Origin of the sequence: Clostridium akagii DSM 12554 (assembly GCF_000686725.1) — a bacterium.
In the GTDB taxonomy this organism is placed as follows: domain Bacteria; phylum Bacillota; class Clostridia; order Clostridiales; family Clostridiaceae; genus Clostridium_I; species Clostridium_I akagii.
Genome location: NZ_KK366007.1, coordinates 543398 through 565714, shown reverse-complemented (window position 1 = coordinate 565714; position 22317 = coordinate 543398). Strand labels below are relative to the sequence as shown.

Genomic DNA, 22317 nt, shown 5'->3' with positions numbered 1-22317 from the left:
ATACAATAAAATATTAATTTTTATAAGCTTTTTCTTTATAAAATGTAATGAAAATGGTAGAATATTATGATATAACACACGAGGTTGGTGATTTTATGATAGTTTTAAGTGCAAAAAACATAGAAAAATCTTATGGTATTGATACTATATTAAAAAATATAAGTTTCAGCATAGATGAAGGTGAAAAGGTTGGTCTTATTGGTGCTAATGGTACTGGTAAATCCACACTTTTCAAAATTTTAACTAATCAGCTTGAACATGATAATGCTGAATTATTTATAGAAAAAGGACTAATTTTAGGCTATCTTTCTCAGAACTTATCCCTAGATACCTCTAAAACCATATATGAAGAAGTGTTGTCAGTTTTTCATGAACTACTAAATATGGAAAACAAACTAAAAAAATTAGAGATGATTATGAACGAACCCTACGACTTAAAAAATGAAGTATATCAAACTAAGATAATTAAAGATTATACCACATTGTCAGAAATTTATAATAACAAGGGGGGTTATGTTTATAAGGGTGAAATAAATCGAGTATTAAAAGGCCTTGGCTTTTTAGCTAATGATTACAATAGAAATATTGATATTTTAAGTGGCGGTCAAAAATCCCGAGTAGCCCTTTGCAAGCTTTTGCTTACAAAACCGGATATTTTACTTCTTGATGAACCTACAAATCACCTGGACTTAGATGCAATTGAATGGCTTGAAGAATACCTTATTGGCTATAAAGGAACTATCCTGCTAATATCACATGATCGATATTTTTTGGATGCTGTAACAGAAAAAACATTAGAAATATTAGGTGGCCAAATATACACATACAATGGAAATTATACTAATGCTTTAGAATTCAAGAAAAAAAACTATGATCTTCTAATGAAAACCTATAAATTGCAGCAGTCAGAAATCAAACGTCAGGAAGATATTATAGAAAAATACCGTTCTTTTAATAGAGAAAAGAGTATAAAAGCTGCAGAGAGCAGACAAAAATCCCTGGATAAAATGGAAAAAATTGAAGCACCACCTAAGGAATCTAAGGCTTCCCGAATAGAGTTCGAAACCTCAATTAAAAGTGGAAATGATGTGCTACATATTGAAAATCTGGCAAAAAGCTTTGGAGATAAAGTTCTTTTCAGTAATCTTTCCCTTGATATAAAAAGAAGTGAAAAAATAGCTCTTATTGGTGAAAATGGTCGTGGGAAAACAACATTATTTAATATATTATTAGATAATGTTAACAGCGATAAAGGCACAGTGGTTCTTGGTAAAAATGTGTATATAGGTTACTATGACCAAGAACAATCAAATTTAAACGATGAAAATACCATAATAGATGAAGTGTGGAATCATTTTCCTGATTTGACTACAACAAAAGTAAGAAATGCCCTTGCTGCTTTTCTATTCATAGGTGATGAAGTGTTTAAAAAGATTGGTCTCTTAAGTGGTGGAGAGAAGTGTAGAATTAACTTGTTAATTCTTATGTTGTCTAAAAGCAACCTATTGCTTTTAGATGAACCTACCAATCATCTAGATATAGTTTCAAGAGAGGCTCTAGAAGATGCTCTTTTAAGCTATGACGGTACCGTTCTCGTAATTTCTCATGATAGATATTTTTTAAACAAAGTTGTCTCGAAAATACACGAACTTAAAGAAGATGGAACTAAAGAATATTTTGGCAATTATAATTATTATGTGGAAAAGAAAAAAAATCCAAATAGATTTCAAGATGAAGTTGAACAACTTCTAGGCAAAACAAAAACTCAAATTAACGTTGATAAAAAAAAGAGAAAAGGATTAGAAAAACAAGCACGAGATGAAAAACAAAAATCCAAAGAAATTGAGAATAAAATTTTGGAAGCTGAAACTAAACTCCAGAAATTACAGAATGACCTTTGTCTAGAGGAAGTTTACTCTAATCCAGAAAGTAGCAAAAAAATTAACTATGATATAAGTAGACTACAATCTGAGTTAGACGATTTGTATGAAGAATGGGAAATAACGCTGTAAATAATTAGGCTTAAATGGTTATTTAAGCCTAATTATAATTTAAATAGTTTATTCTGCTTTTTCTTTATTTGAATCTAGAAAAGTAACTTCTTCTCCAACTACTTCTGAAATATATCTTCTATTTCCATCCTTTCCTTCATACCTTTTTATTTGCAGTCTTCCAATAACACTAATAAGTCTGCCTTTTTTCATATAATTACATATTGTTTCAGCAATTCTTCCCCACACAACCACAGGTATATAATCTGCTTCTCTTTCTCCATTGGCATTGGTAAAATTTCTATTTACAGCTATTGTGAAATTACATACTTTTTTATCTGTTTCCTCAATACACTTTAACTCAGGGTCCTTAACCATACGACCTACTAATTCAACTTTATTCACAAACATGCCTCCCTATACTACTAATTTATCCTCTAAATTATTGACATGATTTTATTAATATATTCACTGAATTCAATATTTTTATTTTTAACAAATCATATTTTAATTATTTATCAAATTGTATGATTTAACCATATTTTGAATTACAGTTTATATCATTGCAGAAAATTGTAATACACTACTTTAGTTGCCAAACATATAATAATGTGAGTAATCATTATAAGGAAGGATTAACCATGAAAGTTGATAATGTAAATAATGCTATAGACCATATTAATAATGATATTTCTTTCGTAATTAATGCGGGAGGAACGCCTTCTATTCAAGAAGGGCCTTACATCCAAAGACCTGCTGCAGGTATAATTGGTAGACTGTTTTTAGATACAGACAATGGTATCCTATACAGAGATACTGGAACTAGGTGGTTACCTTTGCAATTAGGACCTGAAGGTCCTAGGGGTCCTAGAGGTTCTCAAGGACTTCCAGGATATTGGGGTCCTCAAGGGCCTCAAGGTCCTAGAGGTGTTACCGGTCCCACTGGCCCTGATAGCGGTGCTACTGGTCCCACTGGCCCTACTGGTCCTGTTGGTGCTACTGGCCCTACCGGTGCTGACGGCATCACCGGTCCTACTGGCGCTACTGGTATCACCGGCTCTACTGGTTCTGTTGGTGCTACTGGCCCTACCGGTGCTAACGGCATCACCGGTCCTACTGGTCCTGTTGGTGCTACTGGTCCTACCGGGGCTGACGGTATCATCGGTCCTACTGGTCCTACTGGTCCTACTGGTATCACCGGCTCTACTGGGCCTGTTGGTGCTACTGGCCCTACCGGTGCTGACGGTGTCACCGGTCCTACTGGTCCTGTTGGTGCTACTGGTCCTACCGGTACTAACGGCATCACCGGTCCTACTGGTCCTGTTGGTGCTACTGGTCCTACCGGGGCTAACGGCATCACCGGTCCTACTGGTCCTGTTGGTGCTACTGGTCCTACCGGGGCTAACGGTGCTGGTGCGATCATACCGTATTCATCAGGGCTTCCTGTTTTATTAACTACTATTGTAGGTGGCTTAGTTGGTTTACCTGGTTTTGTTGGATTTGGAAGTTCGGCCCAAGGCATTGCTGTACTTGGAGCTACAATAGACCTTACTGGTGCAGGAGGTACACTTCTTAATTTTGCTTTTTCAGTACCTCGTGATGGAACTATCACTTCAATAGCCGCTTATTTTAGTACTACTGCAGCTTTAAGCCTTGTAGGTACAACAATAACTGTTAATGCACAGTTATATAGTTCAACTACACCCAATAATACCTTCGTCCCTATAGCCGGAACTCTAGTAACATTATCTCCATCAATTACAGGTATTGTTGCAATAGGAGCAATTAGCAATGGAATACTCACTGGATTATCAATACCAGTTTCTGCTCAGACTCGATTATTAATGGTATTCTCTACAACAGCTACAGGATTGGCCCTTATAAATACAGTAGCTGGGTATGCAAGCGCCGGTGTTACAATATCCTGATTTTATGGTATCTGTAGTCGCATAATGAGATTTAATAAAAATCAGAGATCTTATTTTAGAATGGTAAATAATTAAATAGGGCTGTTGTACTATAAAGATTAGTACAACAGCCCTATTTATGATAAATTTTATTATATCGACTGCATTCTCAAAGCATTTAACTCATAGCCATGTATCCTTACCGTTGTATACAATACAATTTAATTTTGCATTGCAGGTTGTTTTGCCATAATTTAATGGATTTAGTACATTATACCGACAAAATATGACAAAATAAATAGTCTATAAGCATGCTAATAGTGTTGGCTTATAGCCTATTCATTTGTTTTATTAATACTTATAAAATTGTACGACTGTCATTAAGTCTTATTGTTATGTATAATAAGAATATACTGATTGGTGTTATTATATCTAATAAATATATGAAATTTTTATCTAGGGAGGTAATTTATATGATAGTTGTTACCACTGAAAACATTGTTGGTTTTGCAGTAAAAGAAGTAAAAGGTGAAGTTTTTGGATTAGTAGTAAGAAGCAGGGGGCTTGGAGGTACATTGATGGCTGGCTTAAGAAGTCTAGTTGGTGGAGAAATCCACGAATATACATCTATGCTTGAAGATGCTCGTAAGCAGGCAATCGACCGTCTTGTAATAAATGCAAATGCAATGGGTGCCAATGCAATCATAATGATGAGATTTGATTCTAGTGAAATTGGGCAAAACATGAGTGAAGTATTAGCCTATGGTACTGCTGTAATAATTGAGAAGGATTAAAGGCTATGGGTACAATAGTTAGTTTCTATGTTCTTATCCAGGTTTGTGTAGTAATTTTCGTAGTAATAGCATTTGTAATTTGGGATAAAAGATATGGAAAAAATCATGGTTTAGATGTTCCAAAAGATTTTGAAAAAACCGATGAGGTAACCATAGATCCCAGCGATGGAAGAAGACTCAGAGTTTACTACAATAGAAAAACTGGTGAAAGATTTTACCACGAAGAGAAGATTGATACTTAATCCTCTCTTTAATTTATCTAATTAATTACCTCATGCTTAAAATTAGAAGGTGAAAACAATATGAAAATTTTAATAACAGGTTCAAAAGGACAATTAGGTTCTCAGCTTATAGATGTTATAAATAATGGGAAGTCAGAAATAGGTAAAATACCCAAAGACGTAAAAAATGCAGAGGTTATAGCGAAATGTTCACAGGAACTTGATATTTCTGATATTGATAATGTAATGAGCATTATAAGTGAAATTAAACCAGATGTTATAATAAATGCAGCTGCTTATACAAATGTAGATGACTGCGAGACTAATGAGGAAAGAGCATTTAAAGTAAATGCTTTAGGAGCTAAGAATCTAGCTATTGCCTCTGAAAGTATAGGTGCTAAACTAGTTCATATTTCTACAGATTATATTTTTAGTGGAGAAGGAAATAAACCATTTAAAGAGTCTGATGAGGCCTTACCACAAAGTGTTTATGGTAAGAGTAAAAAAATGGGTGATGATTTTGTTAGAAAGTTTTCTTCCAAATATTTTATAGTAAGACCCTCATGGGTGTACGGATATAATGGTAAAAATTTTGTTTATACCATTATGCGAGCTGCTAAAGAAAGTGAAAGCTTAAAGGTTGTGAATGATCAAATAGGAACGCCTACTAATGTTGAAGATATAATACATCATATCTTCAAGTTAATAGTTACAGAGGAATATGGAGTTTACAACTGTGCTGGTCATGGTGAATGTTCATGGTATGATTTTGCATGTAAAATAGTTGAGCTAGGTAAAATACCTTGTAAGATAACTCCATGTCCCACTCATGAATATCCAAGTCCCACGAAGAGGCCTGCATATTCGTCATTAAATAATGGGAAGTTAAGAACTACAGTTGGTGATGAAATGAGAAATTGGGAAGATGCTTTAAAATGTTTTATTGGAAACACATTTTTAAAACAGGGCTGAAAAATTGTAAAAGCACTTTTTTAATCATTTGATTATAGGAGTGCTTTTACTCATTTTCCCCTGTTAGCAATACTTGTCCAATTTTGTTATTTTATTTTTTCATGGAATTTACTGATCATTCAATCCTTTTCCATTGAGAATTTTCTCCATACATTTTTCAACCCTTGACTCTCGAGTTTTAGATTGTTTGGGTTGAGAGAAATAAAGAATGTATGCTCTTTGCCGTCCAGGTGTCAATGCTTCAAAAGCAGTTTTCAGGGCAGCGGTTTCATGGAATTTATTTTGAAATTCTTCTGGAATTATTAATTCTATATTCTTTTTAAAATTCACTTCCAAACCGGCTTTTTCAATTTCAATGCCTTCATAAATATAGGCTTTCAAGATGGGTTCCATTTCAACTATTTCTCGAACATTGGTGAACCGAATCTGTCGCCCTGCCTGTACATTTTCAGTTTGTTTGATTAGAATACCATTTACATCCTGTAACAAGGCACCTTTAATAAACAGAATTGCACAGTATTCTTTAAATCCATGTATTAAAACTATGTTTTTTTTCTGAGACGTGTAACAAGGAACACCCCACTTCAATTCTTCGCTCAGCTGACAGTCAAGAATGATCATTCTCAATTTTTCAAATTCTTCCTGCCACTTTTGGGCTTTACTTAAATATTCATCTACCTTAGGATTCATTCCACTATTTGTCATCAATGAACACCCCTCTTTAATTTTTTAATCAAAATGATACATCTCGCTTGAGTATTTGTTATGAATAATAACAGTATACATAATATTGCTCTCACTTTTCAACTCTACACTTTACTTTATTGTGTCAAAACTAAAACCTTGAGACCTTAAATACGTTATCACCTGTGGAAGTGCTAGTACTGTATTTTTTTTTGCCCCCGCATCATGCATTAAGACTACTACCACATTTTTTCCTTCAGTGTTTTTTGTAAGTTGATTTAATAAATATGGTGCACTAGGATCGAAACTTTCAGAATCATTTGTTTCATCATTCCAGTCTATATATCTGTAGCCTGCTTTAGTAGCAGCATCTCTAAAAGGTGATAACCTAGTACCAAATGAACCACCTGGAAATCTAACTAGTTCAGAATTATATTTTTTGCCTAATATTGATTTTAAAATTCCATCACATTTATCCAAATCTTTAACAAAATTTTCTGGTCCTTCCTTATAGTTTAGCTGATGACTATAAGTATGATTTCCTATAATTTCGCCATCATCTGATTCTTTTTTCACAAGGTCCGGATATCTCTCTGCATTTGATCCTATTATGAAAAAGTTAGCTTTTATCTTATTTTGATCTAAAATTTGTAGTATTGATGTAGTATTGATAGATGGTCCATCATCAAATGTTAGATAAGCCATCTTAGTGCCATCAGTTCTTTTAATATTCCAAGGAGCTACTTCACCTACTACCATTTTTACATTTTTATTAGGCACTATGCTTTCCCTTTTATTCATAGATGATTTTTTATGCGTTGTTTTGTAACTTTTTTTTATTGTATTATTATTTTGAGTTTTGTTATTCAAAATAAATATGCTTGTTAATATCACAACTATAATTAAACTAGCAAATATAATCACATGCGTCCCGTTCATAATCCCGCTTTTATTTTTAATTTTAGTAAATTTTAGCATAATATCGGTCTCATCTTCCAAATAATTATTGTTAATGAATTATACAAAAGTTTTACATGTATAATCATTTTAAAGTTACACCGGAGCAAACTGGCTATTATAAAGTTCTGCATATTGACCACCCTTTTCTAACAATCCCTCATGGGTTCCACTTTGAACAATATTACCGTTATCCATAACTAAAATTATGTCAGATTCTTTTATAGTGGAAAGCCTATGTGCTATAACAAAGCTGGTTCTTCCTTCTAGCATTTTAAGGAATGCCTTTTGGATTTTAAGTTCAGTTATTGTGTCAATATTGCTTGTAGCTTCATCTAAAATGAGCATTGGAGGATCAACAAGCATTACTCTTGCAATAGTAAGAAGTTGTCTTTGCCCTTGGGAAAGATTTTCACCTAGATCAGTAATTATAGTGTCATAACCCTTAGGCAAATGGCGTATGAAGCTAGAAGATCCAGAAGCTTTAGCAGCACTAATTATTTCTTCTTCTGTAGCATTAGGTTTACCATAGGCTATATTTTCTTTTATAGTTCCACAGAAAAGCCAAGTTTCTTGAAGAACCATTCCAAAATTAGTACGCAAACTATCACGACTTATTTCATTTATATTAGTGCCATCAATAAATATGCCTCCACTGTTTATCTCATAAAATCTCATCAATAAATTTACAAGAGTTGTTTTTCCTGCACCAGTTTTACCAACGATGGCTACTCGGCTACCCTGATTAACAGTGAGATTGAAATTTTTTATAAGTGGGTGCTCAGGTGTATATGCAAAATCCACGTTTTTAAAAGAAATCACGCCTTCTTTGTTATGAACATCAATATCAATTTTCTTGTCACTAACTTCAGATTCCATGTCCATAACATAAAATACACGTTCTGCAGAAGCTGCTGCTGCTTGGATCTGTGTGAATATTGCGGTTATATCATTTATAGGTCTTGAAAACAAGGTGGAATATATTAGAAAACTTGATATATCACCTATGGTAAGTTTACCTAAAATAGCAGCAAAACATCCTATAACACCAACAATTGAATAAATTATGTTATTCACAACCCTTGTACTCGGACCTGACAGTGAACCATAAAATTGTGATTTAGTTCCTACTTTGCATAAATCATTATTGATATCCTTAAATTTCTTAATAGTATGATCTTCATAATTAAACGCCTTTACAACTTTTTGACCTTCAATGATTTCTTCAATATAAGCATTTAAATTACCCAAAATTTTGGCTTGTTTTTTAAACATTTTTTGGGATCTTTTCGTAATAAATCTTGCCATAAAGTAAGAAGCTGGAGAAGAAATCAAAACTACTAAGGTCATAGCATGATTTAAGTAGAACATAAATCCTATGGCCCCTACAATGGTAACAATACCTGTAAGAAGTGTTGATAAGGTTTGAATCATACCATCTGAAATTGTTTCTATATCGTTGACAAACCTGCTTATGGTATCACCATGAGGACTATTGTCAAAGAACTTTAATGGTAGTGTACTTATCTTTTTGAAAAGATCATGTCTAATAGTGTTAACTGAAGAAAAAGTGATTAAATTGGTCAAATATGTCAAAATCCAATTAAAGACGTTTCCAACAATATAAACTAGAGCTATTATAATTATCACTTTGAACACATATCCAAAGTCTACAAGACCTTTACCTGTCATCTTATCTATAGTTTTACCTATGAGCATTGGAGCAATAAGACTTGCTATAACAGTTATAGTTGCACTAAAAAGAGAAAGCACCATATATAGTTTGCTTTTTAACATATATTTTATGACTCTTTTAATAATATTTTTATTCATTATTTATCCTCCTCATATTCCTCATACTGTCCTAAATAATCATTTAGATTATTTATCCCCCTAGTATTCCTCATGCTGTCCTAAATAATCATTTAGATTATTTAGTCTCCTTTTCTGAAAGCTGTGAGAGGCATATTTCTTTGTATACTTCACAACTTGTCATAAGATAGTCATGTTTGCCTACTCCCACTATCTTTCCATCATCAAATACAATAATTTTATCTGCATATTTTATAGAACTGGCACGCTGAGAAACAATAAGCACGGTCATGATATCACTGCAATTTTTAAGAGCACTTCTAAGTGCTGCATCTGTTGCAAAATCAAGTGCACTAGAGGAGTCGTCCAATATTAAAATTTCGGGTCTTGCGATTATTGCCCTAGCAATTGTAAGTCTTTGTCTTTGACCACCAGAAAAGTTATTGCCACCACGGGATACCATTGTACTATAGCCATCAGGCAGTTTTTTGATGAATTGATCTGCTTGAGCTATTTTTGCTGCTGCTACAATTTCTTCTTCTGTAGCATTTTTCTTTCCCCAACAGATATTATCATTAATGCTACCCGTAAAAAGCACAGATTTTTGAGGAACCATGCTGATTTTATTCCTAAGATTTTTCAGTGAATAATCTTTAATGTTTACTCCATCTACTTCTATTTCACCTTTAGTTACATCATAAAATCTTGGAATTAAATTTATAAAAGTTGATTTACCAGAGCCTGTACTACCAATAATACCTACTGTTTCTCCTTTATTGATGCTTATGTTAATATCCGTTAGTTCTGGATCACTTGTACTATTATAAGCAAAATCAACTTGATTGAACTTAATTGAAGGAACTTCATCATAAGAATGTTTTTCTATGTAACTACCATTGTCTTCAATTGAGACTACAGTATCTAGTATTTCGTTAACACGATTTGCAGAAGCAAAGGCTTTTGTAAAAACAATAACAAGATTTGATACTACAACAAGTGACAATAATATTTGTGTTACGTAATTTACAAATGCAATAATCGTACCTTGAGAAAGGGTACCAGCATTAATATGATAGCTACTAGCCCATAAAATAGCCACTATTGCTGCATTCATAACAAGCGTTGTGAGGGGGTTTAGTAGAGCAGATGTTTTACCAACTAAAATTGCCGTTGTGGTTAAATCATCATTTGCGGTTTTGAATCTTATTTTTTCATTCTTTGTCTTTGCAAAAGCACGAATTACACGTATACCAGAAAGATTTTCTCGAAGAACTAGACCAAGTTTATCTAACCTTTTTTGATATTTACGGTAAAGCGGGGAAGTTTTACTTATGATAAGATATATAATAATTCCAAATATGGGGGTAGACGCAATCAATATAAGTGCCAACCTAAGGTCAAGTAACATTGACATAATAATAGCACCAATACATATAAAAGGCGCACGAAATGCAAGACGAATAAGCATGGCAACTGCCAATTGAAGTTGATTTACATCACTAGTAATACGATTTGTTAGTGATGCTGTACCAAATTTATCTATTTCCACATAAGAAAATGTAGATATATGCTTAAACAAATGGTTACGCAAATTTGTGCCAAACCCTTGAGAAGTACGAGCCGCAAAATATTGGCATGTCATAGAACTGCAAAAGCCTAAAATTGCCATAACACACATAATGCCTCCCATTCTTAATACATAGCTTGTATTATGTGTTGTTACACCATTATTTATAATAAGTGCCATAAGTGTTGGAAGCAATAGCTCTAATAGTGCTTCTGTAAGTTTAAAGGTTGGACCTAAAATACACTCTTTTTTATATGGTTTTAGAAATCTAAAAAGTTTAAACAAAAATTATCACTCCAGTATAAAAAGTATTGCATGTTTCGCTTCATGCGAATATTATTATATCATGGAGATTACCATATTAATAATATATGTTTTATATATGTGGCATACGATAATCGTATACTTAAGAAACAAGTTTCAGTTTAGCAGCTATAAGGGGGAAATGTATGGATATCAAACAACTTAGGTACTTTGTTGCAATTGCAGAGGAAGGTCAAATAACAGCAGCAGCGAAAAGACTTCACATTGCACAACCACCATTAAGTCAACAGCTAAAACTTTTGGAGATAGAACTAGGAATAAAACTTGTGGTGAGAGGCCCAAGACATACTCATTTAACTGATGCTGGCGAAATATTAAAAACTAGAGCTGAACAAATATTAGAACTTACGGACGCAACAATAAATGAAATAGATGACTTTAAAAAAGGATTAAAGGGAACATTGTCCATAGGAACGGTTTCGTCCTCTGGTGCACTACTTATAAAAAATATTCTGAATAAATTTCATAAAGAGTATGACGGGGTGAAATTTCATTTGCAGGAAGGCAACACATTTAAGGTAATAGAACTATTAAATAGAGGGGTTATAGAAGTAGGAATTGTAAGAACTCCCTTTAAAGCTTTAAACTGTAATCATAAATGTATGAAGAAAGAACCTATGATAGCCGCAATGACAAAGGAATATTGTTTAGATTTAGAAGGCCCTTATATAGCATTGAAGCAATTAGTAGATAAACCCCTGATTTTTTACCGCAGATATGAGCAATTGATAATGGAAACTTGCCAGGAAAGTGGCTTTGAACCTGAAATATTTTGTAAAAATGATGATGCACGAACAACACTTATGCTAGCCAATGCAGGCTTTGGAGTTGCAATAGTGCCAAAATCCTCCTTTGATCTTTCCTGTAATGAGAATCTAATTTATAAGGAGATAAAAAATGAGAAATTGGAAACATCGATAGTTGCAATATGGATAAAAAACAGATACATGTCTTCACTGGCACAAAAATTCATTAAAAGTTTTAAGGAAGAATAATCCTCCTTCCTCATGGTCATAAATCATTCTACCATCTCGCTTTAGTGAGGAAATCATGGATTTTGTATTTTGAAAACCTCACTTATCAACAGTATTATATATCAGATTGATTTTTCCATTACGCCATTATACATAAGGTTATATATAAGCTGAATAAGTTTTTCTATGGGTGGATTCTTTTCACGTTTAAAACCATAATTTAGAACTCCTATCATCGCAGATATTGTGTATTCAATTGTGTAATCAAGTATAAAATCATCAACATGACTTTGTGTGGAAAAAAGCTCATCTAGTGCACTTCTAAGGAGATTCCTTATTTTACCTTGAAATGATGGATCACCGTTGTCGCCCAATAGAATAACATAGTATTTACTCCTCTCCTGATATATTTTCACAAAGTGATTAATATGTAGCATAACGTCAGATTCCGGCAAAATGTTTTTTGGATGATGATTGCTTAGATTTGGTAAAAGTGAGTTTTCAATCCGTTCTAAAATGTCATAAACATCCGTAAAATATTCATAAAATGTGCTTCGGTTATATCCGGCTTTGGTAGTAATTTCTCTCACTGTAATTTTTTCAATTCGTTTTATACAGTACAATTCCCAAAACGAGTCGATTAAATTTTGCCTTGTTTGTGCAGTAATTTCAAAATGTTCCTTCATATAAATTATTCCTTTCCTATTTCTGCTCTCAAAAACCGACAAACCATATGAGATTGTTGGTTGAAGAAGAGTTAGAAAATAATTATAATAAAACAATACAACAAGTTGTTGGATAAGTCAAAACCACTACTAATGTGTAATACACAATTATCTTAATTGGCAACTAAATATAGGTATCTATAATACATTATTATACAAGGAGTATTTTCTATATGAAAAAATTAAAAACTAATGTATCATTGCCTGAAAAAGAGACTATAGATCCAGCGATACTTAAGGTAGCAGTCATCTTGGTGATTGGAGCCCTGGCACCATTACTGGATTCGACGATGGTAAATGTAGCAATAAAAACAATAGCCGGTGATCTCAAAAGTACAGTTTCAGTCATACAGTGGGTTATCACAGGCTATGTGCTGGCAATGGGTATGGCAGTACCCATTTCAGGATGGGCAAATAATCGTTTTGGAGACAAGCGACTATATATATTTTCACTGGCATTATTTTTAATAGGTTCAATTCTTTCATCTCTGTCATGGAATATAGACAGCTTAATTTTCTTCAGACTCCTACAAGGTATTGGTGCAGGTCTAATTATGCCAACCTTGACCACAATGCTTGTTCGGATAACTGGTGGACAGAATATGGGACGCCTTATGTCAATCGTAGGATTACCAATGCTATTGGGACCGATTCTTGGTCCAGTGCTGGGAGGAATTATTGTCAACACCCTAAGCTGGCGTTGGATTTTCTATGTTAATATTCCAATAACAATTATTGCTTTAGTGCTAGCAGTGTGGGGATTACCCAAGGATAAACCATCTGTCAGCAAACAACCCCTGGACATAATAGGATTTTTGCTGTTGTCTCCTTCATTTACTATGCTAATATATGGTATATCACAGATAAGATCTCATGGTGGTTTAGTTAGCAGTGCGGTTATTATTCCACTGGTTATAGGTATAACCCTGCTGATCGCATTTATTTTTTACGCCTTACGTACGAAAAATGTTGTAATTGTTGACTTAAGTCTATTTAAATCGCGTAATTTTTCCGCTTCCTCTATTTTGCTTTTCTTGTCAGGTATCATTACAAATGGAGGTATGCTCCTTTTGCCATTATACTACCAACAGGTGCGTGGTGAAAGTGTGTTATTTGCAGGACTTTTGCTTATTCCACAAGGAGTTGGGATGTTACTTACCAGAAGCTTGGTGGGTAGACTCACTGACAGTATAGGTTCGCGACTAATAATTATGATAAGTCTTGTTATAACAATTGTTGGTACATTGCCATTCGCATTTGCAGGTGCTAATACAAGTCAGGTATTACTGGCATCTGCTATGCTTTTACGAGGAGCGGGTCTTGGTGGATTATTCATTCCCATTATGGCCTCTGCATATCTAGGATTAAGTGGAGATCAAGTTCCTGATGCCAGTATTACCACCAGAATTTCACAGACAATTGGTGGGGCATTCGGTCCGGCCATTCTTGCAACAATCCTCCAACATCAACTTTCCAGTCATGGGGTAAGTAATATCCAAACAGTTACAGGTGCATACAATGTTGCGTTTGGGTGGTCGATTGGATTTATCGTAATTGCAGTTATTCCCACAATATTGCTGTCAAAGCATAAAGATGTGCCGGTGACAGTGGAGTAATTATTATCAATACTTTAAAATAACCTTTTCAAAAAACCTTATAGCCATCAAATTGATTATTTGATGGCTATAAGGTTTTTTATATCTTAGTTTTTATCTATATTTTTTAACTCTAAATGTTTGATTCCCCAGTAGTACGGTGGAGCAATCAGTCATTTACCGGCAAATGCTCATAATCTCCCCGAAATTGAAATTCACTATACATAATTCTCAAACATTGGCTCAATATATTCTTTAATAAGTTTTATTCTATCCTTAGCACGTGGCATAAAAAGAGAAGCAATAGAAATCACCATTTAGGTACAATTGACCTATTTTTGACATATCCCCAGGTGTCAAGAAAAGTCCCCAGCTTGCCGGGTTTATCCCTTGTGGGTCAACAACCCAGCCACTGGTGTTTTTATCTTTCATAAGGGCGATGTACTCTTCTTTATTACGTATCACCACATTGTGCGTAACATTGATTCTCAGTGGCGAGAATAGATTTTCCGTAGCGAAATCAAGTACTGGTTGACCCGTAGCTTTTACGAGAATTCCTGACAAGATATGTGTGCCTATGAGGGGAGTATACCTAAAATCGCCTATCTTCCCTTTACCTCCTAATAAATCCAATGCAGCTTTTATCCAGTTATCGCTGGAAAAAAACTTTTCGTATGGTTCCACCTTATATTTATACGGGGCTGTCATAGTCAGCATATCCTTAATCGTAACGATCTGTATCGTTTTTTCACCTCTATTAACAGTGTAATCCGGAAAAAAGTCCAATACTTTCTGGTCTATACTTTTAATATCCCCATTATCTATTGCGATACCAATCAATGCAGAAAAAATACTCTTTGTTACCGACGCTACATGAACGGCGTTAGCAGCAGTATATCCATTATAGTAGTTTTCATATAATATTTTACCATTTTTTAGTACAATTATGCCAGCAATATTGTTATAACTACTGTTTATTATCTTTTCTAACCATATCTTTTTTCTTTGATTCATATGCTTCCCTCCTTACCAATAAAGAAACCATCTGTAATACTTATTTCCTTTTCCACCAGTGTTTTTAAGTTCATGCAAGATACCTTCCTGTCTTGGAATTCAGATTGTCTCTCAGCTTCTCTGTTGTTCCTTTGGCAATGATCTCACCGCCCTTGTCCCCACCTTCCGGACCAAGTTCAATGATATAATCACAGCTTTTTAATACATCTACATTGTGTTCGATGACAATCACCGAATTGCCACTGGCAACCAGCTGATCTAATAGCTTTATTAACAATGCTGTATCATAAAGGCTAAGTCCTGTGGTTGGTTCATCTAACACATAGAGCATATTGCCAATTAAATTCCGTCCCAGCTCTTTGGCAAGCTTCACTCGCTGTGCCTCCCCACCGCTTAAAGAAGAAGATGGCTGACCAATCCCTAAGTACCCCATGCCTATTTGCTTTAATATACGAAGAGGTTTCACAATGCTATTCTGATCTGTGAAAAATAAAAAAGCTTCGCTAATACTCATCTCTAACACATCGGAAATCGTTTTTCTTTTATAGTATATAGAAAGACTTTCTTCATTAAACCGTTTGCCATGACACGTCTGGCAGAGCTTATCTACGGAAAAATCAGCAGTCAGAAAGATCCTTTCATAACCACTACCCGTACAGTCTGGACATGCCCCTTTAGAATTAAACGAAAAATGTCCGGCATCCATGTTTCTTATTTTTGCTTCCGGCTGTTTTGCAAAGAGTTCCCGAATCTTATCCCAGATACCAATATAAGAGGCAGGCATAGAACTGGCACTTCTTCCAATGGGCTCCTGGGATATCTTTGCAAAACCACTAATCAGTTCTACTCCTGCTATACCAGTTGCATGTCCATATTTCTTAGCGCTGGCGAGACGTTTCAAAAGTGTATCATCAATCAAGGAACTCTTACCACTTCCAGATAATCCAGCAATACCAACCATAGCATGAAGTGGAAATGCTACTGTTAAGTCCTTTAAATAATGGGTACTTACATGTTCCAAGGTAATAGAGTCTTTTTCATTAAATCTATGCTTTCTCACCGTCCGTTTCGGCATCAAACGTTTACTGAAAAGATACTGGCTAAGCAACGTGTCCGCTTTCTCGTATCCTTCATAATCACCCTGGTAGACCACTGTTCCTCCGTATATTCCTGCCTTAGGGCCAATCTCAATAATATGGTTGGCATGACGAATTACCTCTTTATCATGCTCCACCACAATCACTGTATTACCCAGGTCTCTTAATTCCTTTACCGCTTGGATCATGCTTTGCTTCTCTGATGGATGTAAGCCTGCCATTGGTTCATCAAAGACATAGATCAGAGAATCAAGTCTTGACTCCAGATGGAGATGGAGAAAGATGCGTTGCATTTCGCCACCACTTAAAGAAGGCATCTCCCTGTAAAGAGTCAGATGTCCTAAACGAAACTGGATTAGATGCTTTAATTTCTCCATCACATTTTTTACCACATTGTTGCCAAATTGTGATAGTTCTTCCTCGGGCATTCCATTTAGGAAATCAAGAAGACCTGTAAGTGTCATCTGTCCCAGTTCACCGATCTGATTTCCATGAAGGAAGACTTTTCTTGATTCTTCGCCGATTCGATCACCATGACAATCTAAACAAACGGTATTCACATAGACTTTCTCTACATCCTCCTCTTTTTCATAAGCATTTCTTAGTATCCGCTCCAAGCAGTAGCTTTGTTTGCCATTGTCATAGGTTCCATAGACCACTTCACCTCGGATATCTTCTGGTAGTTCCCAGAATGGGGTCTCAAAATACATACCGTATTTCTTCTTTAGATTACGCAAGAAACCAGCTGTTACCTTCAAACTCTCGTAGACCTCCAAAAGGAGAGTTGTTTTATCTGGAATGAGTTGCTCAAGATTGATATCATAATAAGAACCTCTGCCTTGGCAGCTGAGACACATGCCATCGGGCGTTGTATAGAGAAAGAAGCCTGGTGAGAAATGTTCCGTATGTTCATCCAAAGTTTTTCCATCACTAGCATAAACAAGAGCCAGCTGTCTTAGAATTCCGGTCTTTGTGCCGACTGTAGAACGAGGATTGCTCTGCCGAATTGTATTCTGCCGTATCTCCACCGTTGGACCGATGCCTTCCATTGCATCGAACCGATCCTCGCAATCTAGTCCAGTCAAAATGCCAATGGACCTTAGATACTGATTCTTACCTTCTTCAAACAGGATATCAAATGCAAGACTGGATTTTCCTGAACCACTGATACCGGTAATGACCACCAGTTGATGCTTAGGAATGGTTAGATTGATATTTTTTAGATTATGGATTCGTGCTCCTAGAATCTTAATTTCTTCCATATGTTCACCTCTCTGAATCGATTTGCAGCATGTTAGAAAAGAATGAGCTCAATGGGAACGTAGATGTCTAACTTAAGGATATGGCTCTCACTTACATACGGATCGCTAAGATACACTTCAAATGGATAGGAGTTTCTTGGAACATAACCACTGCTCGTGAGCCACTCATGATACATGTAATTCCAGGCATCGCTGCAGTGCTCCTGATGAATTTGAAAATGTCCCACCGCATACAGACCACCTTCTAACCTCATCGTTCCAAGGATTCCGTCTTCCTGAACCACAATGTTCTTTGGCACCGTAAGACATATACTGGTACGGAACTGGCTCGCCTCTCCGAATTCGGGATTGTCATGATACATGGCAAGTAGCAAGTTCTGACCATCCACAAGAAAGTTCTGCTCCTTTGCATAATCAAATAACGTCTGCATCAGATTATCATACTCTTTTGCTAATGTCTCATAGGTACCTGTATGTCTCACATAAGCCACCTGTTTTTCCTCAAGATTTGATATGGTAATCTGCCCGGTCACGGGAAACATATTGCCTGCCCATTCTTTCTTTGCCGTGTTCTTATTGTACTCAGACAATAAAAAAGAATCTTTGCAATTCTTGCTATATTCCTTCCTGTATTCTCTTGGACTGGCGCTATAATAATTCCTAAATGCACGGGAAAATACGGCTGAATCCGTATATCCCAGTTCATAGGCAATGTCTGTGATATTTTTATCTGCCCGGTGTGCCAGCAAAAAAAGTGCCCTCTCCATACGGATCCGGTTCACATAATGGGCTAACGGCTCATGTAACAGCCCCTGAAAGATCCTGCTGAAATGATATTTGGAAAACCCGGCGACACTGGAAAACTCCTCAATTGACATGGACTTTCCTAAATTATGCTCTAAGTAATCCTGTACTTTATGAATTCTTCGTATGTACTCTTCCTGGCACTTCTGCTTTGACATATGATTCCCTCCTGTTCCTATTAATCCCAGTATACCATGAATGTTATTTATAAGAAATCTCTCTATAGCTTACTATTCATTTAATTATTTCCCATATTTTGATATAACATTTTAATATAATAAATAAGACATCAAATTTTATATTTGATGTCCATAACCCTAAATATATATTAAATTCTCACCTAAACCTTTTTGACTCTAAACATTCTATTAAGTAATGACCAATTCCTTGGAAATGGCTTGCCCTGAACGAATGGAAGTTTCAAATCGTATCCATGTATATTTAAAATACCATATACTACAAATCAGCAATAGACACTTTACCAAATATAGTTTCCCAGTCAGTTGTAAAATCATCAACTGCTTTTTGAATTGCTGGCATTCTTAATGCCGTTTGTAAAATTTCAGGTGCTACTGTGGCCGTTTGTGCTCCACACTCAAATGCATCGTTCACCTGTCCTATATTTTTGAAACTTGCTGCAAGTATTTTTGTTGGATAGTTATACTTTTCAATCATATTTGCGAAAGTTGTTATAACTTCACGGGGATCAATATCCATATTTTCCATACGATTAAAATAGGGTGCAATAAAATCCGCACCTGCTTCCATTGCAAATAGCCCTTGTGCCTTTGTATAAATTGCTGTTGCTGTTACAGAAATTCCTTTTGATTTAAGTATTCTAATTGCTTTTAATCCTTCTTCATTAACTGGAATTTTAATGCTTACTTTATTATCAACATTGTCTAAAATAGCCTTTGCTTCTTTTAACATGCCTTCACAATCTTTTGCAGTAACTTGAATATGGAGAGTTTTATCCATTCCTATGATTTTACGAATTTCTCTAAAGTGCTTAAAGAAATCAATTTTCCCTTCTTTTTTTACTATACTTGGGTTACTTGTAATTCCCTCTATTGGGAAAATCTCACTGAGGTCCTTAATAGTTTTAATATTGACTGTATCAAACATGTATTTCATTTTTATTCTCCCCTTATTATATATTTGAGTTCCCAAAGGCAACATTCACCTTGGGAACCATTTTATATTATAGACCTTGTTCTGTTCTATCTATTATATCGTCTTGAGTCTGTTTGGTTAGTACGTTAAAGAAGGCACTGTATCCTGCAACTCTAACGATTAAATCTCTATATTCTTCTGGATTTTTTTGTGCATCAAGTAAAGTTTCTCTAGATACCACATTATATTGTACATGGAAACCTTCCAAACGATTAAAGAAAGTTCTAATTAATGAAACTAACTTTAGTCTATCTTCTTTTTTTGATAACATTTGAGGTGTAACTTTTTGATTTAATAACACTCCGCCAGTAATATCATGAGTTGGTAATTTTGAAACTGACTTAAATACAGATGTAGGGCCATTTTTATCCATGCCATGAGAGGGCGAACATCCTTCAGCTAAAGGCTCTCCAGCCTTTCTCCCATCTGGAGTTGCTAAAGTTCCGGCCCCCTGTGGTACATTAGCTGAAATTGAAGATGTTCCTGCATAATAGACTCCTCCAATTGGGCCTCTGCCATATCTAGTATTTTTGTATTTTTTTATTTCATCGATATAAATGTTATAGGCATCTTTTAATAATAAATCTATATAGTCATCATCATTGCCATACTTAGGAGCGCCATTAATTAATATATTTTGAATCTTTTTACCATCTTCTCCCTCAAAATTATTAGCTAAAGCATTCCACAATTGTTCTGGAGTGAATTTTTTTTCTTCAAATACACATTTTTTAATAGCTGCTAAGGAATCACCAAGGTTTGCAATACCTACTTGAAGGTCACTTATAAAGTCATATACTGCTCCACCTTCTTTTAAGTTTAATCCTCTTTCGATACAATCATCAGTTAAAGCTGAACATAATACATCGGCAGTAACTTCCTCTATAGCCATATCAACACTGCTATCTATAATTACACAATGTCTTGTAAATTCACGAATAATCTTGTCCCAAGCTTTCATAACTTCATTAAACGATGTCATATACTTAAAGTGACCTACACCTTCACAAAGCTTAGTTCCTGATTCAGGATCAACTCCATCATTTAATGCAATTAATAAAGATTTAGGGAAGTTTAAGAAACTCATACCCGTACATCTATAACCCCATTTACCTGGAACTGCAACTTCAACACATCCAATTGCACTATAGTTATATGCATCCTCTTCTGATACTCCCTTTTCTATAAAGGATGGAATAATAACTTCATCATTATTAAATGCAGGCATACCAAATCCTAATCTTACTACTTCAATACATTCCTTCATAAAAGCATCAGATAATCCTTTGTGATAACGTACTGTTAAGTTTGGTTGAGGTAATTTTGTTTGTGCAACACTCTTTAAAATTAAATAACTTAACGGATTTACTGCATCTTTTTTATGAGCGGTTTGCCCACCAACCGTAACATTTTGATATAATGGACTTCCTGCACTAAACCTTGTATGAGACCAACTTCTTATTTTATTTATTGTAAATGTTTTAAGCCATAGGTTTGTTAAAATTTCGCATGCACCATCTTCAGTAATTTCTCCAAGTTTTAAATCTTTTTCATAAAAAGGATCCAAATATTGATCCATTCTTCCATATGATAGTGAATGTCCATTTGATTCAATTTGTAAAACTAAGTGGATCATCCACATTGATTGTACGGCTTCATGGAAAGTTTCTGCTGGATAATATGGAACCTTATTTAATATTCTTGACATTTCTAATAATTCTGTTTTTCTTGAATCATTAGATTCTTTTTCTGCAAGGCATAATGCCAAATCTGCATAACGTCTTGCAAAAGCAACAACTGCATCAAGTACAATTAGAATTGATCTATAGAAATACGACTTCTTTAAGTTCTTATAATCAGTAAAATCTAATTCTTTTAACTTCTTTTCTGTTCTTTCTTTATAGTTAATTAGTCCAAGCTTTAATACAGTTTCATAATTTACAGCTATATGAGCATCACCTGAAGTAATGTTACCTTCTGCTTTTATAATCCCTAAATCATAGAAAACTCTACTTTCAGCAGGGATTCCTGCAAGTCCTCTATCACTTAGTGTCTTGTGTTGCCAAAATGGCGCAATTTTCCTTAATTCATCTTTGCTTTCTTCAGTAATGTAAAATACATCACCATCACGTTTCTCAAATTCATCAAGTTCATTAATAACCCAATCCATTGCATATTCAGGATAAATAGGTGCCGACCGATTTGATGATGCTTGATTACCTGCAATCATTGTGTCATTTTCAATAAATATACTCATATTTTGCAATATATTTTCTAAGCATAAAGCTCTACGTAAAACCATTGGCTTATCAGCATGTTCTCTGTAACTTTCTGTGGTATACTTAGCTCTCTCCACACACACCATAGGTTTTGCATTTAATAATTCCTCTCGAAAATCATGCATTCTCACTGTCAATTCACCAAAATAACTCATTATTATCATC

18 protein-coding genes are annotated in these 22317 nt (G+C 34.8%); 7 read left to right on the top strand and 11 right to left on the bottom strand.

Going from position 1 to position 22317, the window contains the following annotated elements; translation table 11 throughout:
- Window positions 1-95 precede the first annotated feature (95 nt).
- Window positions 96-2012, top strand: coding sequence for a ribosomal protection-like ABC-F family protein (gene abc-f, locus BR66_RS0118155; protein WP_026884180.1), 1917 nt, complete (start codon window positions 96-98; stop codon window positions 2010-2012).
- Between the two features lie 48 nt (window positions 2013-2060).
- Here abc-f and BR66_RS0118150 read toward each other — a convergent pair whose 3' ends face one another.
- On the bottom strand, window positions 2061-2396 hold the full coding sequence (locus BR66_RS0118150; protein ID WP_026884179.1) for a single-stranded DNA-binding protein: 336 nt from the start codon (window positions 2394-2396) through the stop codon (window positions 2061-2063).
- 236 nt (window positions 2397-2632) lie between these two features.
- Here BR66_RS0118150 and BR66_RS24240 point away from each other — a divergent pair, with 236 nt between their 5' ends.
- The 4 genes from BR66_RS24240 to rfbD all read left to right on the top strand — a co-directional run bounded on the left by BR66_RS24240 (window position 2633) and on the right by rfbD (window position 5885).
- Window positions 2633-3919 (top strand): exosporium glycoprotein BclB-related protein, encoded by a 1287-nt coding sequence (locus BR66_RS24240; RefSeq protein ID WP_051624296.1) that lies wholly within the window; start codon window positions 2633-2635, stop codon window positions 3917-3919.
- Window positions 3920-4371: 452 nt separating this feature from the next.
- Window positions 4372-4692, top strand: a complete 321-nt coding sequence (locus BR66_RS0118140) for a YbjQ family protein (RefSeq protein WP_026884178.1) — start codon at window positions 4372-4374, stop codon at window positions 4690-4692.
- Window positions 4693-4697: 5 nt separating this feature from the next.
- Window positions 4698-4934 carry a hypothetical protein gene (locus BR66_RS0118135; RefSeq protein ID WP_026884177.1) on the top strand — a complete coding sequence of 79 codons (237 nt, stop codon included), beginning with the start codon at window positions 4698-4700 and terminating at the stop codon, window positions 4932-4934.
- Between the two features lie 60 nt (window positions 4935-4994).
- Entirely contained in the window at window positions 4995-5885 is an 891-nt protein-coding gene (gene rfbD, locus BR66_RS0118130) for a dTDP-4-dehydrorhamnose reductase (protein WP_026884176.1), read from the top strand.
- A gap of 108 nt (window positions 5886-5993) precedes the next feature.
- Here the strand turns inward: rfbD and BR66_RS0118125 are convergent, their stop codons facing one another.
- The 4 genes from BR66_RS0118125 to BR66_RS0118110 form a co-directional block, all read right to left on the bottom strand.
- Complete coding sequence (locus tag BR66_RS0118125) at window positions 5994-6590, bottom strand: YdeI/OmpD-associated family protein (protein ID WP_026884175.1); 597 nt, start codon at window positions 6588-6590, stop codon at window positions 5994-5996.
- A 111-nt stretch (window positions 6591-6701) separates the two neighbouring features.
- Complete coding sequence (locus tag BR66_RS0118120; RefSeq protein WP_026884174.1) at window positions 6702-7547, bottom strand: polysaccharide deacetylase family protein; 846 nt, start codon at window positions 7545-7547, stop codon at window positions 6702-6704.
- A gap of 75 nt (window positions 7548-7622) precedes the next feature.
- Window positions 7623-9359: an ABC transporter ATP-binding protein gene (locus BR66_RS0118115; RefSeq protein WP_026884173.1), complete on the bottom strand. Its 1737-nt coding sequence runs from the start codon at window positions 9357-9359 to the stop codon at window positions 7623-7625.
- A 97-nt stretch (window positions 9360-9456) separates the two neighbouring features.
- A complete protein-coding gene (locus BR66_RS0118110) occupies window positions 9457-11190 on the bottom strand; it encodes an ABC transporter ATP-binding protein (RefSeq protein ID WP_026884172.1) in 1734 nt (577 codons plus the stop codon).
- Between the two features lie 164 nt (window positions 11191-11354).
- Here BR66_RS0118110 and BR66_RS0118105 point away from each other — a divergent pair, with 164 nt between their 5' ends.
- The gene (locus BR66_RS0118105) at window positions 11355-12224 is read left to right on the top strand and encodes a LysR family transcriptional regulator (protein WP_026884171.1); all 870 of its coding nucleotides are present in this window, start codon (window positions 11355-11357) and stop codon (window positions 12222-12224) included.
- Between the two features lie 101 nt (window positions 12225-12325).
- Here the strand turns inward: BR66_RS0118105 and BR66_RS0118100 are convergent, their stop codons facing one another.
- Window positions 12326-12889, bottom strand: coding sequence for a TetR/AcrR family transcriptional regulator (locus tag BR66_RS0118100; RefSeq protein ID WP_026884170.1), 564 nt, complete (start codon window positions 12887-12889; stop codon window positions 12326-12328).
- A gap of 212 nt (window positions 12890-13101) precedes the next feature.
- Here BR66_RS0118100 and BR66_RS0118095 point away from each other — a divergent pair, with 212 nt between their 5' ends.
- Window positions 13102-14544 carry a DHA2 family efflux MFS transporter permease subunit gene (locus BR66_RS0118095; RefSeq protein ID WP_035796527.1) on the top strand — a complete coding sequence of 481 codons (1443 nt, stop codon included), beginning with the start codon at window positions 13102-13104 and terminating at the stop codon, window positions 14542-14544.
- Between the two features lie 255 nt (window positions 14545-14799).
- Here the strand turns inward: BR66_RS0118095 and BR66_RS24235 are convergent, their stop codons facing one another.
- The 5 genes from BR66_RS24235 to BR66_RS0118070 form a co-directional block, all read right to left on the bottom strand.
- Window positions 14800-15537: a serine hydrolase domain-containing protein gene (locus BR66_RS24235; protein WP_423219387.1), complete on the bottom strand. Its 738-nt coding sequence runs from the start codon at window positions 15535-15537 to the stop codon at window positions 14800-14802.
- 70 nt (window positions 15538-15607) lie between these two features.
- Window positions 15608-17896, bottom strand: coding sequence for an excinuclease ABC subunit UvrA (locus BR66_RS0118085; protein WP_026884168.1), 2289 nt, complete (start codon window positions 17894-17896; stop codon window positions 15608-15610).
- A 32-nt stretch (window positions 17897-17928) separates the two neighbouring features.
- On the bottom strand, window positions 17929-18858 hold the full coding sequence (locus BR66_RS0118080) for an AraC family transcriptional regulator (protein ID WP_026884167.1): 930 nt from the start codon (window positions 18856-18858) through the stop codon (window positions 17929-17931).
- A 298-nt stretch (window positions 18859-19156) separates the two neighbouring features.
- Window positions 19157-19834, bottom strand: coding sequence for a fructose-6-phosphate aldolase (locus tag BR66_RS0118075; RefSeq protein WP_026884166.1), 678 nt, complete (start codon window positions 19832-19834; stop codon window positions 19157-19159).
- Window positions 19835-19901: 67 nt separating this feature from the next.
- A complete protein-coding gene (locus BR66_RS0118070) occupies window positions 19902-22307 on the bottom strand; it encodes a glycyl radical protein (RefSeq protein WP_026884165.1) in 2406 nt (801 codons plus the stop codon).
- Between the last annotated feature and the right edge of the window lie 10 nt (window positions 22308-22317).

What these genes read in the sequence shown, in the direction of transcription:
- BR66_RS0118125 (WP_026884175.1), bottom strand. Translation starts at nt 6,590, where the DNA reads ATGACAAATAGTGGAATGAATCCTAAGGTAGATGAATATTTAAGTAAA.
- BR66_RS0118100 (WP_026884170.1), bottom strand. Translation starts at nt 12,889, where the DNA reads ATGAAGGAACATTTTGAAATTACTGCACAAACAAGGCAAAATTTAATC.
- BR66_RS0118080 (WP_026884167.1), bottom strand. Translation starts at nt 18,858, where the DNA reads ATGTCAAAGCAGAAGTGCCAGGAAGAGTACATACGAAGAATTCATAAA.
- BR66_RS24235 (WP_423219387.1), bottom strand. Translation starts at nt 15,537, where the DNA reads ATGAATCAAAGAAAAAAGATATGGTTAGAAAAGATAATAAACAGTAGT.
- BR66_RS0118135 (WP_026884177.1), top strand. Translation starts at nt 4,698, where the DNA reads ATGGGTACAATAGTTAGTTTCTATGTTCTTATCCAGGTTTGTGTAGTA.
- BR66_RS0118075 (WP_026884166.1), bottom strand. Translation starts at nt 19,834, where the DNA reads ATGAAATACATGTTTGATACAGTCAATATTAAAACTATTAAGGACCTC.
- BR66_RS0118115 (WP_026884173.1), bottom strand. Translation starts at nt 9,359, where the DNA reads ATGAATAAAAATATTATTAAAAGAGTCATAAAATATATGTTAAAAAGC.
- rfbD (WP_026884176.1), top strand. Translation starts at nt 4,995, where the DNA reads ATGAAAATTTTAATAACAGGTTCAAAAGGACAATTAGGTTCTCAGCTT.
- BR66_RS0118105 (WP_026884171.1), top strand. Translation starts at nt 11,355, where the DNA reads ATGGATATCAAACAACTTAGGTACTTTGTTGCAATTGCAGAGGAAGGT.
- abc-f (WP_026884180.1), top strand. Translation starts at nt 96, where the DNA reads ATGATAGTTTTAAGTGCAAAAAACATAGAAAAATCTTATGGTATTGAT.
- BR66_RS0118140 (WP_026884178.1), top strand. Translation starts at nt 4,372, where the DNA reads ATGATAGTTGTTACCACTGAAAACATTGTTGGTTTTGCAGTAAAAGAA.
- BR66_RS0118120 (WP_026884174.1), bottom strand. Translation starts at nt 7,547, where the DNA reads ATGCTAAAATTTACTAAAATTAAAAATAAAAGCGGGATTATGAACGGG.
- BR66_RS0118070 (WP_026884165.1), bottom strand. Translation starts at nt 22,307, where the DNA reads ATGAGTTATTTTGGTGAATTGACAGTGAGAATGCATGATTTTCGAGAG.
- BR66_RS0118085 (WP_026884168.1), bottom strand. Translation starts at nt 17,896, where the DNA reads ATGGAAGAAATTAAGATTCTAGGAGCACGAATCCATAATCTAAAAAAT.
- BR66_RS0118095 (WP_035796527.1), top strand. Translation starts at nt 13,102, where the DNA reads ATGAAAAAATTAAAAACTAATGTATCATTGCCTGAAAAAGAGACTATA.
- BR66_RS24240 (WP_051624296.1), top strand. Translation starts at nt 2,633, where the DNA reads ATGAAAGTTGATAATGTAAATAATGCTATAGACCATATTAATAATGAT.